The 14170-nt window shown below is 60.6% G+C and carries 12 protein-coding genes; 8 read left to right on the forward strand and 4 right to left on the reverse strand.

Going from position 1 to position 14170, the window contains the following annotated elements; genetic code table 11:
- Nucleotides 1-145 precede the first annotated feature (145 nt).
- Nucleotides 146-1249 carry a sodium-potassium/proton antiporter ChaA gene (chaA, locus tag M6G53_RS11700; RefSeq protein WP_253331547.1) on the reverse strand — a complete coding sequence of 368 codons (1104 nt, stop codon included), beginning with the start codon at nucleotides 1247-1249 and terminating at the stop codon, nucleotides 146-148.
- Nucleotides 1250-1543: 294 nt separating this feature from the next.
- Complete coding sequence (locus tag M6G53_RS11705; protein ID WP_253331549.1) at nucleotides 1544-2362, reverse strand: siderophore-interacting protein; 819 nt, start codon at nucleotides 2360-2362, stop codon at nucleotides 1544-1546.
- Between the two features lie 350 nt (nucleotides 2363-2712).
- Here M6G53_RS11705 and M6G53_RS11710 point away from each other — a divergent pair, with 350 nt between their 5' ends.
- From M6G53_RS11710 to M6G53_RS11745, 8 genes are all read left to right on the forward strand, one after another.
- Nucleotides 2713-3408 (forward strand): gamma-glutamylcyclotransferase, encoded by a 696-nt coding sequence (locus M6G53_RS11710; protein ID WP_253331551.1) that lies wholly within the window; start codon nucleotides 2713-2715, stop codon nucleotides 3406-3408.
- Between the two features lie 302 nt (nucleotides 3409-3710).
- Nucleotides 3711-4664: an HTH-type transcriptional regulator Cbl gene (gene cbl, locus M6G53_RS11715; RefSeq protein ID WP_110610940.1), complete on the forward strand. Its 954-nt coding sequence runs from the start codon at nucleotides 3711-3713 to the stop codon at nucleotides 4662-4664.
- Nucleotides 4665-4840: 176 nt separating this feature from the next.
- Complete coding sequence (locus tag M6G53_RS11720) at nucleotides 4841-6409, forward strand: ABC transporter substrate-binding protein (RefSeq protein ID WP_253331553.1); 1569 nt, start codon at nucleotides 4841-4843, stop codon at nucleotides 6407-6409.
- Complete coding sequence (locus tag M6G53_RS11725) at nucleotides 6409-7464, forward strand: ABC transporter permease (RefSeq protein WP_253331555.1); 1056 nt, start codon at nucleotides 6409-6411, stop codon at nucleotides 7462-7464. Before M6G53_RS11720 ends, M6G53_RS11725 begins: the two co-directional genes overlap by 1 nt.
- Nucleotides 7461-8330 (forward strand): ABC transporter permease, encoded by an 870-nt coding sequence (locus tag M6G53_RS11730; protein ID WP_253331557.1) that lies wholly within the window; start codon nucleotides 7461-7463, stop codon nucleotides 8328-8330. The genes M6G53_RS11725 and M6G53_RS11730 overlap by 4 nt, the downstream gene beginning before the upstream one ends.
- On the forward strand, nucleotides 8320-9162 hold the full coding sequence (locus tag M6G53_RS11735) for an ABC transporter ATP-binding protein (RefSeq protein WP_253331559.1): 843 nt from the start codon (nucleotides 8320-8322) through the stop codon (nucleotides 9160-9162). The genes M6G53_RS11730 and M6G53_RS11735 overlap by 11 nt, the downstream gene beginning before the upstream one ends.
- Nucleotides 9159-9830, forward strand: a complete 672-nt coding sequence (locus M6G53_RS11740; protein ID WP_253331561.1) for an ABC transporter ATP-binding protein — start codon at nucleotides 9159-9161, stop codon at nucleotides 9828-9830. Before M6G53_RS11735 ends, M6G53_RS11740 begins: the two co-directional genes overlap by 4 nt.
- A 132-nt stretch (nucleotides 9831-9962) precedes the next feature.
- Nucleotides 9963-11546, forward strand: coding sequence for an ABC transporter substrate-binding protein (locus M6G53_RS11745; RefSeq protein ID WP_253331563.1), 1584 nt, complete (start codon nucleotides 9963-9965; stop codon nucleotides 11544-11546).
- Nucleotides 11547-11606: 60 nt separating this feature from the next.
- Here M6G53_RS11745 and M6G53_RS11750 read toward each other — a convergent pair whose 3' ends face one another.
- A complete protein-coding gene (locus M6G53_RS11750; protein WP_253331565.1) occupies nucleotides 11607-12875 on the reverse strand; it encodes an EpsG family protein in 1269 nt (422 codons plus the stop codon).
- 97 nt (nucleotides 12876-12972) lie between these two features.
- Nucleotides 12973-13749, reverse strand: coding sequence for a prepilin peptidase (locus M6G53_RS11755; RefSeq protein WP_253331574.1), 777 nt, complete (start codon nucleotides 13747-13749; stop codon nucleotides 12973-12975).
- Nucleotides 13750-14170 lie beyond the last annotated feature (421 nt).

Raw genomic sequence — 14170 nt, forward strand, 5'->3', positions numbered from 1 at the left:
GTGGTGAAATTGATAATGCCAAGAGCCTGGGAAAGTTCCATTTTAAGGGTCCATGACGATGCCATGGACCCTTTGTACAGCAACCACAGGATCGGTCAATTGATCCTTAAACGATCGGCATTACGCAGGGTGCGCCCCTTTTTGATCAGGCGAAGATAGTCATCATGTAGGCGGCGAACAGCGCCAGGTGGGCGGTGCCGTTCAGCACGTTGGTGCGGCCGGTCGAGAACGACAGCTGGCACAGCAGTAACACCGTCAGCATTACCACGATATGCGGCGTTTGCAGCCCGAAGATCAGCGTCTGCCCGGTCAGGGTGGCGATGATGGTCACCGCCGGCACCGTCAGCGAGATGGTCGCCAGCACCGAACCGAAGAACAGGTTCATGGCGCGTTGCACCTGGTTGTTCAACACGGCGCGCAGCGCGCCCAGCCCCTCCGGCGACAGGATCAGCAGCGCCACCAGGAAACCGGTGAACTGCGCCGGCGCATTCATCTTGGTCAGCAGGCCTTCCAGTGGATTGGCGTTGAACTTGGTGACCGCGATCACCGCGATCAGGTGCACGACCAGCCAGGCGGCATGCCAGGCGCTGCTGTGCGAAGAGGGCTTGCCGTGGTGCGGGTCGCCATCGTCGTCTTCATGCTCGTACACGAACAGGCTCTGGTGGGTTTTGGTCTGGATCACTAGGAATACGCCGTACATGGCGGCGGAGATCAGCGCCACCAGCAGCGCCTGCCCGGTGCTGAAGTTGCCGCCCGGCAGCGCGCTCGGGAATACCAGCACGATCACCGCCAGCGGGAAAATCGCCATCAGATACTGCTTGATGCCGCCCAGGTTGACGTACTGGGTGGCGAACTTGCGCCCGCCGAGCAGCAGCGCGAAACCGACCAGGCCGGCGGAGACGATCATGATGATGGAGTACAGCGTGTCACGCATCAGCGCCGGTGCGGCGTCGCCGGTGGCCATCAGCGCCGAGATCAGACTGACCTCGAGGATCACCACCGACAGGCTGAGGATCAGCGAGCCGTAGGGTTCCCCCAACCGGTGTGCCAGCACGTCGGCGTGGCGCACCACGCTGAAGGCGCTGCTGAGGATGCCCACCAGCGCGAGAATATTGATGCCGACGATCAGCGGAAAGTTACCGGTGCTGCCCCATAAGTTCAACACCACCAGCGCGGCGATGGGGAAGATCAGCGAGTATTCGGTGTGGCGAGACTTGGTGGATCGGCCAGGATCGTGTTGCGACTTCATGAGGGTGGCACTCCTTCTCAAACAGCGTAGCCCGTCGGTGCCGGTCGCCGTGACACGGCAACTCAGCGTTTCCAGTAGGTATTTTATATTAGGATACACCTGCGGCGCCGGTGTGATGTTGTTTTTATCTGAGAAAGCAATTGTTTGCTTTGTGTGAGCAGGGTAACAAAAAAACCGCACGGGGTGCGGTTTTATTTACTTACTTTTACGCAATAACGCCAGTTTTTAACGCCAAATTTGAGAAAATTCGTGTTTATTGGGTTACTGCGTGGTTAATCAAGGAAAAAACGAGGGTCAATCGTCAAGATTATCCATGATTTCATGCCGTTTATTGTGGTAACCCTCTTCATTTAACCCCTCACGCCAGTAAGGCACAGCATAAAGACGATTACGATCGCATTGACGTTCCCGGCGTAGGTAACGGCGCAGTTCCACCACCAGGCGATCCTCACCGGCGAGCCAGAAGTGCGTTTCGCCCTGCGGCAGAGAATAGGCACGGAACCGAGCGATCAATTCGTCGGTTTTTTCCGTGCCGCCGACCACCCAATCGACCTCAACATCGGCGGGTTTCTTCAGGTCGATGACGTCAGCGGCGCTGTCGACGCGGACGAAAGCGCGCCCGGCGCTGTGCGGCGGCAGGTTTTCCAGCAGCGCGGCCAGCGCAGGCAGCGAGGAAGGATCGCCCGCCAGGCAGTAGAAATCGGCCGCCGGCAGCATCGGTTTCGGGCCACCCGGGTTACTGATGCCGATTTTATCGCCGGCTTTCGCCTGGCGCGCAAAATTGACCGCCGGGCCCTGATGATCGTGAATGGCGAACTCGATGTCCACCTCCGCCTGTTCCGGGCGCACGGCGCGAATGGAATAGGTGCGTACGATAGGACGCACGGCGTCCGCCGCCCAACGCGGGCCGTTTTCGGTCAGCGTCGGCAGGTCCGGCTGGGTTTGGCCGGCGAGCGGTAAAAACACTTTGATGTGCGCAGCGGCGGCGTTGGCCGGGTAGTAGCGCAGATCGGGCGCGCTAAAGGTGATGCGGCGCAGGTGCGGCGTAATGTCTTGCACGGCGCTGACGGCGATCAGGTAGGGTGCGCGTGAGCGAGGGGTTTCGGTAGTCACGAGGATCTCCTTATAGTTCGTTTGACGGTGAGTATACCACGCCGTTTGATAATGAGAATTGTTTGCTCATTGGCGCGCAATCGCCGGCACAAAAACCGCGCCGTTACCCTCCGGTAAAAATCGCGCAGATGTTATGCTGACCTCGGCAATTAATATTATTGCTGCTCAGTACAAATACTTTTTCACTTTAACGCCACTTTGTAACTTGATTGCGCGGCGGGAAAAGAATATGGTCATTCTTAATAGGCGCGATTATTGAATTAATATAATTCCGCAGCCAAAAATAAAATTGCAAAGGTTCAGCAGTGGCGAGGGAGGACGAGAAATCGTATTCCCGGGAGGTTGTAACAGTGTTAACGCGAGATTTTCTGCAAAAAGCGGATTGCAAAACTGCATTCGGCGCTATTGAGGAGTCGCTGTTGCTGACGCCTGAACAGCGCGCAGCCTCGTTGGATTGCACGTTATCGCGCCGGCCGGATCACAGCCCGGTATGGGTATTCGGTTACGGTTCGCTGATGTGGAATCCGGTTTTCGAATCGGAAGAAGTGCGGCCTGCCATGCTGCAGGGCTGGCACCGGGCGTTCTGCATGCGCCTGACCGCCGGGCGCGGCACGCTGCATCAGCCGGGGCGCATGCTGGCGCTGAAAGAGGGCGGCCAGACCACCGGATTGGCTTTCCGTCTGCCGGAAAGCAAGCTGCGCGAAGAGCTGGAGCTGTTGTGGAAGCGCGAGATGATCACCGATTGCTACGTGCCCACCTGGTGTGAGCTGCAGCTGGAGGGCGGTGAAGTTGTCACTGCGCTGGTGTTTGTGATGAATCCGCAGCACCCTTTGTTTGAGGCAGACACCAGCCACCAGGTGATCGCGCCATTGATCGCCAGCGCCAGCGGCCCGCTGGGCACCAATGCGCAATACCTGTTTGCGCTGGATAACGAGCTGAAGCACCACGGCATGCAGGATGACTGCATCGGCGATCTGGTGCGTTACGTCCAGCAATGGCTACAGCAGAACCGCCCCGGCGCTTTCGGGGTGGAGGCCACGGCCTGAGGCGTTCGCGGGGCGTCGGCGAGTGTAGGGCTCAGCATGCTGAGCCCTTTTTCATATATCTAATCCCTCTATTTAATAACTTTACTCTGCATGGTTATCTAAGGCGTTTTCTTTGTGTGGTTATTTATCTCGTTATTTTTAAAGCCATTCATCATTTCTCCCCGCCTTCATCCCCCAAGATTAACGATAAATAATTCACTTAGTATTAAATTGCATAACTAAAGGCTATTTCTTATTTGTTCAGCGCCGCCGGACTCCGTATCAATAGGGCAAACGCTACCGCAAGAAACAGGGAGACGGGGATGAACTTTCAACAATTAAAAATTATTCGCGAATCGGCGCGCTGCAACTACAACCTGACCGAGGTCGCCAATACCTTATTTACGTCGCAGTCCGGGGTCAGTCGGCATATTCGCGAGCTGGAAGAAGAGCTGGGCATTGAAATATTCATTCGCCGCGGTAAGCGGCTGCTGGGCATGACCGAGCCCGGTAAAGAGCTGCTGGTGGTGGCGGAACGCATTCTCAACGACGCCAATAATATCCGGCGCCTGGCGGACGTTTTCAGCAGCAACGATTCGGGGCAGCTGCATATCGCAACGACGCATACCCAGGCGCGTTACAGCCTGCCGGGGGTCATCAAAGAGTTTCGCGCGCTTTACCCGCGGGTGCGGGTGGTGCTCAATCAGGGTAGCCCGGAGGAGATCGTCTCGATGCTGGCCGCCGGCGAAGCCGATATCGGCATCGCCAGCGAACGGCTGATGAGCGACGAATCGCTGGCGGCGTTCCCTTACTACCGCTGGCATCACACCATTTTGGTGCCGGAAGGACACGAGCTGACGCGCCAGCCGCAGGTGACGCTGGAGATGCTCAGTACCCTGCCGCTGATCACTTACCGCCAGGGCATTACCGGGCGCGCGAAGCTGGATGCGGCGTTCAAGGCGGCGGGCCTGACGCCGGACATCGCGCTCAGCGCGCAGGACTCCGACGTGATCAAAACCTACGTCGAGCTGGGATTGGGCGTGGGCGTGCTGGCTGACATGTCGTATGAAAAAGAGCGCGATCGCGGGTTGGTGAGCCTCAACGCCGAACACTTGTTTGAACCCAATACGGTATGGCTGGGCCTGAAACGCAGCCAGCTGCAGCGCAACTATGCCTGGCGCTTTATCCAGCTGTGTAACCCGACGCTGTCGCTGACCGAAATCAAAGACAAGGTCTTCTCGTCGCAGCTGGATACGGTGATTGACTACCAGATTTAATCGATAAGCGGCAGGCAACGCCTGCCGCGCATTCTGCATCGTCCCCTCTAATAATCAAAATCCCATCTATATACATAAAAAGAATATCTATAGTGATTTAAGTACCTTCAGCTGCCGATCGCGCTCGCATACACTCGCGAAATTATTATAAATTCCATCCGCTTGGAGAGTTTCAGATGAAAGCGCTCGTTCCTTCTTTGCTGTTTTTGGCCGTGGCGGCCAGCGTTAACGCGCAGGCGGCGACGCCGGCCAACACGCTGGTGATCGCGCAGTCTATCGATGACGTGGTCAGCTTTGACCCGGCCCAGGGATTTGAGTTAACCACGGTGCAGTCGTTCAACAGCCTGTATCAACGTCTGATCCAGTCCGATCCGCATAACCCCATCGATCTCAAACCGACCCTGGCCAGCCGCTGGCAGGCCGGCGCCGACAACCGCAGCCTGACCTTCAGCCTGCGCCCGGACGCCAAATTCGCCAGCGGCAATCCGCTGCGGCCGGAAGACGTGATCTTCTCGCTTTCACGGGTGGTAAAACTCAATCTGGAGCCGTCGTTTATCCTGACGCAGCTGGGCTGGAACGCGAAAAACGTCGAGCAACATCTGAGCAAGGTGGATGACCACCAGGTGAAAATCAGCTGGAGCGAAAACGTCAGCCCGGCCTTTGTGCTCAGTCTGCTGTCGGCGCCGGTATCGTCGATCGTCGACGCCAAAGAGGCGCTGGCGCACCAGCAGGGCGACGATCTGGGGCACCAATGGCTGAACAGCCACTCCGCCGGCAGCGGCCCTTACAAAATACGCACCTATGTGCCGCACGAAGTGGTGGTGCTGGACGCCAACCCCGGCTCGCCGGAAGGGGCGCCGACGCTGAAAACCATCCTGATCAAAAACGTGCCCGATCCGGCCGCACGCCGCTTGCTGATCGAGCAGGGCGATGCCGATATCGCGCGCAACCTGGGCGCGGATCAGATGGCGGCCTTGAAGGGCAAGCCGGGCGTCAAACCCCTGGCCATTCCTTACGCTTCGCTTTATTTCCTGCAGTTCAATGCCAAGGCGTCACCGGCGCTCGGTAATCCGGCGTTCTGGGAGGCGGCGCGCTGGCTGTTCGATTACCAGGGCATCGCCGACGATCTGCTGAAAGGGCAGTTCCAGAGCCATCAGGCATTCCTGCCGGACGGTTATCTGGGGGCGCTCAAGGATCAGCCGTACAGTTTCAATCCGCAAAAAGCCAAAGAAATACTGGCCAAAGCGGGGCTCAGCAACGTCAGTTTCCGTCTGGACGTCAACAACCAGCCGCCGTACCTGGATATCGCCCAGGCGCTGCAGGCCGGCTTTGCCCAGGGCGGCGTGAAGGTGGAACTGGTGCCGGGCATCAGTTCGCAGGTCTCTACCAAGGTGAAAGCGCTTAACTACGATGCGACGCTGACCTCCTGGGGGCCGGATTATTTCGACCCTAACACCAATGCCGCCGCCTTCGCTTATAACCCGGAAGACGGCAGCAAGACGCTGGCTTGGCGCGCCAACTGGCAGATCCCGGCGCTGAGTAAGCTGACGCTGGCCGCCACTGCGGAAAACGACACCGCCAAACGGGTGGCCGACTACCAGCAACTGCAAAAACAGGTGCAGCAAAGCTCGCCGTTCGTCATCGGCCTGCAGGCGCGCAGCCTGATTGCGGTGCGTGACAACCTCAAGGGCTATGTGCAGGGCATCAACCCAGACATGGTGTTCTACAGCAAGGTCAGCAAGTAATGGCCGCTGAACTGTCCGCCGCCGCCGGGGCGGCCCGGCGATATTGGCGCTGGGGCGGGCGGCTGATCGGCGGCGCGCTGTCGCTGGCGTTGACGCTGCTCGGCCTGCTGCTGTTCACCTTCATGCTGTCGCACCTGGCGCCGATCGATCCGGCGCTGCAGGTGGCGGGCGATCACGCCAGTGAAGCCACCTATGCACAGGTGCGGCACGAGCTGGGGTTGGATCAGCCGCTGCCGCTGCAGTTTTGGCGTTATCTGGTGCACCTGGCGCACGGCGATCTGGGCATTTCGCGCATCACCGCCCAGCCGGTGTTAAGCGATCTGCTGCGTACCTTCCCGGCGACGGTGGAGCTGGCCACCTGCGCTATTATCCTCGGCGCCCTTGGCGGCATTACGCTGGCGTTTCTGGCGGTGCTCAAACCGGGCAGCTGGCTGGATAACGCGGCGCGTCTGCTGTCGCTGATCGGTTATTCGGTGCCGATTTTCTGGCTGAGCCTGCTCGGGCTGCTGCTGTTTTACGCCACGTTGCACTGGTCGGCGGGGCCGGGGCGGCTTGACGACATCTACTTGTACAGCATGGAACCGCGCAGCGGTTTTGTGTTGATCGACAGCTGGCTGTCCGGCGATCGCGAGATGTTCTATAACGCCATTAGCCATCTGTGGCTGCCGGTCTTGGCGTTGGCGCTGCTGTCGATGGCCGGCATTACCCGATTGCTGCGGGCAGCGATGCTGGAAGAGTGCAACAAGGAATATGTGACGCTGGCGCGCTCCAAGGGCGCCGGCCGCTTGCGCATTTTGCTGCGCCACGTGTTTCCCAACGTGCTGGGCACGCTGATCACCGTACTGTCTCTCTCCTATGCCAGCCTGCTGGAGGGGGCGGTCTTGACCGAAACGGTGTTCGCCTGGCCCGGCGTCGGGCGCTATCTGACCTCGGCGCTGTTTGCCGCCGATACGCCGGCGATCCTCGGCGCCACGTTGCTGATCGGCACCTGTTTCGTGCTGTTGAATGCGCTGGCCGACGCCTTGACCTATTTAGTGGATCCGCGAACCCGATGAGCCAATATCTCTCTGAACACGAACCGCAAAGCGAGCCGGCCGTCGGCTATCGCACCGCTCGGCGGCTGACCACGCTGACGCTGGGCGCGGCGCTGGTGGCGATCCTGATCGTCACCGCGCTGCTGGCCCCGTGGCTGGCGCCTTTCGATCCCAATTTGCAGCATATCGAGCTGCGGTTATTGCCGCCTTCCACCGCACATTGGCTGGGCACCGACGGCTTCGGCCGCGATTTGCTCTCCCGCGTGATTTACGGCGCACGGCCGACGCTGATTCTGGTGTCGCTGATTCTGGTGTTGACCATTCCCATCGGCCTGCTGGTCGGTATCTGCGCCGGTTACCTCGGCGGCTGGGTAGAGCGCATTTTGATGCGCCTGACCGATATTTTCCTGTCGCTGCCGAGCCTGGTGATCGCGCTGGCGTTTGTGGCGGTCATGGGGCCGGGGCTGATGAACGGCGCGCTGGCGCTGGCATTGACCAGCTGGCCGGCCTTTGCCCGCCAGGCGCGGGCGGAAACCCTGGCGCTGCGCCGCAGCGACTACCTGGCGGCGGCGCGCATGCAGGGCATCAACGGGCTGCGGCTGATGGTTGGCCACATTTTACCGCTGTGCCTGCCGAGCGCGGTGGTGCGCGCGGCGCTGAGCCTGGGCGGCATCATTCTGTCCGCCGCCGGGTTGGGGTTTCTCGGCATGGGCGTCGCGCCGCCGACCGCCGAATGGGGCTCGATGGTAGCCGAAGGCAGCAAAGTGATTTTCGACCAATGGTGGGTCGCCGCCGCCCCGGGCGGGGCGATCCTGTTCGCCAGCCTGGCTTTTAACCTGCTGGGCGATGGCCTGCGCGACAAAATGGATCCTCGTCATGGGCACTGATAACACCTTATTGACCGTCGAACGTTTGACGATCGGCGTGCCGGGGCCGCAGCCGGTGGCGCTGGTGAAAAACATTTCGTTCAGCATGGGGCGGGAGCGGCTGGCGCTGGTCGGTGAGTCCGGCTCCGGCAAATCGCTGACCGCGCGTGCGTTGATGGGGCTATTGCCGCCGCCGTTGCAGCCGCAGGCGCAGCGCCTGACGCTGGGCGATGAAGACCTCACGCGCCTGAGCGAGCGCCAATGGAGCCGCCTGCGCGGCGACCGGGTGGCGATGGTGATGCAAGATCCCAAGCATGCGCTGAATCCCAATCAGCCGATCGGCCGCCAGGTGGCGGAGCCGCTGGTGCTGCATGCCAGGCTGAGCCGCGCCGAGCGGCGTGAGAAAGTGCTGGAGATGCTGGCGGCGGTGGGCTTGCCCGATCCGGCGGCGCTGTGCCGCCGCTATCCGCACCAGCTCTCCGGCGGCATGGGGCAGCGGGTGATGCTGGCCATTGCGCTGATCAACGATCCGCAGCTGTTGATTGCCGACGAACCGACTTCGGCCCTGGATCACCAGATGCGCGATCAGGTGCTGCAGCTGATAGAAAACCTGGTGGCGCAACGCAACATGGGCCTGATCCTGATCAGTCACGATTTGCAGCAGGTGGCGCACCACTGCGAGCGCGTGTTGGTGATGTACAAAGGTGAACTGTTGGATCAACTGCCGGCGGCAGAGCTGGCGCAGGCCACGCACCCTTATACCCGCACGCTGTGGGCGTGCCGGCCGAGCCGCGAGACGCGCGGCAAACCCTTGCCGGTGCTGGATCGCGCGCTGTTGGAGACCTTGAAATGAGCGTGATTGCACTGGAGAACCTGAGCGTCAGCCACCGCCAGGGCTACGAACTGCGCACCGTGGTGCATGGTGTTAACCTGCGCATCGAACCGGGCGAATGCTTCGGGCTGGTGGGGCCTTCCGGTTGCGGCAAGTCCTCGTTGCTGTGGGTTTTGGCCGGGCTGAACGGCAGCTGGCAGGGCGGTTTTGAGTTGCTGGGGCGGCGCCTGCAGCCGGGCCAGGCATTTACCGGCGAACTGCGGCGCGAGGTGCAGATGGTGTTTCAGGATCCCTATGCCTCGCTGCATCCCAAACATCGGCTTTTGCGCACGCTGTCGGAGCCGCTCAAACTGTTGCAGGAAAGCGGCATCGAAAGCAAGATCGACGCGGGTTTTCGCCAGGTGGGGTTGGATCCGCGCCTGCTGGATCGCTACCCGCATCAGCTGTCGGGCGGTCAGCGGCAGCGCGTGGCGATCGTGCGCGCATTGCTGTTGCGGCCGAAGCTGCTGCTGCTCGATGAGCCGACCTCGGCGCTGGATATGTCGGTGCAGGCGGAGATCCTCAACCTGCTCAACGAGCTGAAACAGGCGGGCGATTTGACCATGGTGCTGGTCAGCCACGACGCGGACGTGATCGACCACATGTGCGATCGCGCGGTGGCGATGGCGCATGGCCGCATTATCGCTTGAGCCTATGCCCGCCAACGTGGCGGGCATATCCATCCTGGTAATAAATAAAGCAATTTATCGTCGTTCTTCCGCTAACGCTCGCCCCCTACACTCGAAAAACAGCGCAACCGCGCGATTTTGGAGAGTGTATCGATGAAACGGTTAATCCCGACCTTATTGTCTGGCGCGCTGGCGGCCGCTTTCGGCGCGCAGGCCGCCACCCCGCAGGATACCTTGGTGGTAGTGAGCTCGCTGGAGGGCATCATCAGCCTCGATCCGGCGGAAAGTTTTGAAACCGTCAGCTCGGCCAATCTGGTCAACCTCTATCAGCGTCTGGTGGCGCCGGATCGCGCCGCGCCGCAAAAGCTGGCGCCGGACGCCGCAGGCAGTTGGCAAGCGGGCGCCGATGGCCGCACCCTGACCTTTACCCTGAAACCGCAACAGCGCTTTGCTTCCGGTAATCCGCTGCGTCCCGAGGACGTGATTTTCTCGCTGGTGCGTGCGGTGAAGCTGAACAAGGCGCCGTCGTTTATCCTCGGTGAGTTTGGCTGGACGCCGAATAACGTTGAACAGCAGCTGAAGAAGGTCGGGGATAATCAGGTGCAGCTCAGTTGGCCCGCCAACATCGGCAGCGAGCTGGCGCTGCGTCTGCTGACGGCGAACGTGGCCTCGATCGTGGATGAGAAGCTGCTGAACGGGCACGTGCAGCAGGGAGATTACGGCAACGCCTGGCTGCGCAATCATTCCGCCGGCGGCGGCCCGTACCGGGTGAGCAACTATGTGCCGCACGAGGCGCTGCTGTTTGGCCGCAATGACTATGCGCCGTCGCCGGCCAGGCTAAAAACGGTGTTGTTCAAGAACGTCAGCGACGCCGGTACCCGCCGTCTGCTGTTGCTGAAGGGGGATGCCGACGTCGCCTACGATCTGGGTGCCGATCAGTTCGACTCGTTGCGCAACGTGCCGGGCGTGCGCATCGAGCAGGCCGATGCCCCCCGGGTGTATTACCTCGGTTTCAACACCGGCAGTAAAGACAACCCGGTGCTGGGCAACCCGGCGCTGTGGCAGGCGGCGCGCTGGCTGGTGGATTATCAAAACATCGCCGAGCGGTTGCTGAAAGGGCAATATCGCGTGCATCAGGCTTTCTTGCCGCAGGGATTGGACGGTGCGCTCGACGATCGGCCGTTTAAACTCGACGTGGACAAGGCCAAACAGATCCTGCGTGAGGCCGGCATCGCCGAAGGCACGCGCATCAGTCTGATCGTTATCAACCAACCGCCGTATACTGACATCGCACAGGCGTTGCAGGCCAGTTTTGCGCAGGCCGGGCTGCGGCTGGATATCCAGCCGGTGGTGGAGAGCGATCTGTGGGGTAAGATGCGCGGCCGCGATTTTCAGGCGATCTTTACCTACTGGGGTGCCGACTATCTGGATCCGAACACCAACGCCAGTGCCTTCGCCTACAACGTGCCTGATGGGCCGAAAACCCTGGCCTGGCGCACCCAGTGGCACATTCCGGCCATCAGCGCGGAAACGCGTGCGGCAGCGGCGGAGGGCAACAGCGCCGCGCGCAGCGCACGTTACGTCACGCTGCAAAGGGAACTGCAGGCCGGTTCGCCCTATGTGGTGGCGCTGCAGGGGCAAACGCTGGTGGCATTGCGGGACAACGTCGAAGAGGCTCGGGTGGATATCGCCAACAGCATGCTGTATCTGGATCGGGTGAGTAAAACGCAGCCGTGAGCGCGCCATGCCCCCTTGCCGCAGACGAGCAGGGGGCGTGGCAAGTTTAAACCGGCGAGATCACCACGGCGTGCCGGCGAGGTTCAGCTTGTTGAGGATCGTCGGCAAACTGTCGGTCACCAGCGCCTGCAGGTCGCCGTACCAGAACTGCTGTACGCCGACCTGGTTGATATACAGATAGGAGGCGATGCCCAGCGAGAAGCACAGCAGCGTCAACAGCACCCGGCTCACCGTGTCTTTCAGGTTGCCGCACACCATCACCATAAAGATCAGCACGAAGATCATCATATTGAATGAGTAGCGGTTGGCCACCTCTTCAAAACTGATGGTGGCGAAGAACACCGCGCAGTTATAGAGGAACATCAGGCGCACGGCATAGGCAGCTTGTACGAACCGGGGCGATGGCGTGCGGAACTTGTAGCGGGCGAATTGATACAGCGCCTCCACCACGCCGACGTACAGCAGCGTGATCTGAATTTTACGCACCGGGTTATTGCCGAAGTCGCCGCTGACGTAAGCCTCGGCGCGCGAAGCCAAAAAATCATTGCCGACCACGGCGATCAATTTAGGCATCAGTACCGCACCGCCGAGGTAACAGGCGGCGAACAGCGCCAATACCGGCAGGGTGCCGACGGTGCGCCAGCGTGCGGGCAACAACAGATAGGGCAGAAACAGGAAAGCGGAAAAGTGGCTGAAGGACGCCAGCACGATCCAGAGCAGCATGCGTCCGCGGTGCTGTTCCGACACGGCCAGCACCAGAAAAGAGAGCGCCAGCCCTTGCCGCAGCAGGTTGCCGTACAGCCCCTGGAAATTGTACTGGCAGCAGAACAAAAACAGGATCACCGCAAAGTAAGTGCGCGACAGGCGGTAAACGCCCAGCGCCAGCAGCGAGAAGCTGATGAGGAAGAAGGCGGCGAATGCGCCGTTACCGACGCCAAACCAGGTGGCGGTCAGTTTGAACAGCAGGTGCGAGACAAAGTCGGTGCCGGAGAACTGCGCCAGCCAGTCCATCAGGCCGTAACCGCTGTACTGTTGCATCTCAAGGTAGTAGTTCACCTTGTCGTTCATCACCGGTTCGAGGTTCTTCGTCGCCAGCGGCACCACGGAGATCACGGTCAGCAGCAGGAACGCGGAGAGATTCAGCAGGCGATCGGGTTGCTGGCGCAGCAGCATAAAGGCGGCGATCAGGCCGCTGCAAATCACCAACGACAAATAGGGGGCATACCACAGGCCTGTGATGGCGACGGCGGCCAGCAGCAGCCATCGCAGGGAAGAATGCGGCTGTTCGCTGTCGGCAAGGGCGGCGAGCGGTCTGACCGGGTTTTGCATGGGAGGCTCCATGGCGTGATCCAGCTGGGAAAAGTAACACCGGGGCCGGCAGGGACACAGTGAGTTTTGGTGAAATAGGCAAAATTTCACTGGGTTGTCATCCCCCCGGCGGCGGCGGAAAAACGGCCGGCTGTGAGGTGAGGGAAAGCGGCGATGTGGGCTGAGAGCCGCGTCCCATCTGGGTTTTATTTTGGGATTTCGCTGTAAAATAAATAAAATCCCACTGCGGATTAGCGGGGCCGGCGCCTGTCAGCAGACACAGCCAACCAGCCGCCGCCAAGGCGATGCCGAAAGGTTGTGGCGCTTGCCAGGCACGCCGCCTGCGCAGGCCGCGCGCCAACGCCACGCCTAATCCGAACGCCGCCGCCAAACAGACCAGCAGCGGCAGCATGGCCCAGCCGAGCCAGGCGCCCAGCGCCGCCAGCAGTTTGAAATCGCCCTGGCCGATGCCGTCTCGTTGCCGCGCGTATCGGTAAAGCGCGTTGAGCAACCATAATGCGCCATAGCCGGCTGCGGCACCGATAACCGCGTCGTCCAGCGGCGCCCAGCGAGCGTCAAGGTTACACAGCAGCCCACCCCACAGCAGTGGCTGGGTCAGCCGGTCCGGCAGCCACCGGTGACGCCAGTCAAGCCAGGCCAGGGCGATGAGCAACGTGGCCGCCGGCAGCAACCACAGCCGCTGCGGTGCCGGTATATTGAAAGGCAACGTCGCCAGTGCAAAACCAAAGGCCGTCAGCAGCAGGCTGCGGCGGTATAATTTGGGTGGGTGCCGGGGCGCCGTGCGCTCCAGCCTGTTGATAAGTACGAAGGCCGGCGCGCCTGCCGCCAGCAGAGCGACGAAAAACAACGCGTACCACAGTAAAGAAAGCGACATTTGGCCCCCGCCCGTCGTGAAACAGACGTTTAAAATAACGGCAAAATGCGTATTTCATCGGGGTGAAATGCGGCGGCCTGCGGGATATGCGCAGTTGCGCGCAGCACGGCCTTACGTATTGCATGGCGAAACAAGCCGCTACGTGTCGGCTCGCAGCGTTACTGCACGTTTTATCGGCAAAATCGGCGCTAAAAGGGTGTGAATTCTCCAAGCGAATGGAAGGGGGCCAGTCAATGGTGTGATGTGACGGCGTCACTCGGGGCGATTGGGGTTTATCCTATTGTTTCTGTTCGCCAAGCCGTTAGGCTTTAAGGGAGAGGCGTCCCCGCCAGGCCGGGACGTAAGATTTTTCAGATCTGTCGCGGGAAAGGTGATAGCAAAGCAGTGGGTTGGCGCGATCCAGGAGGGAGAGAAGCCAACG

This window comes from Serratia nevei (genome assembly GCF_024160145.1).
Taxonomy (GTDB): domain Bacteria; phylum Pseudomonadota; class Gammaproteobacteria; order Enterobacterales; family Enterobacteriaceae; genus Serratia; species Serratia nevei_A.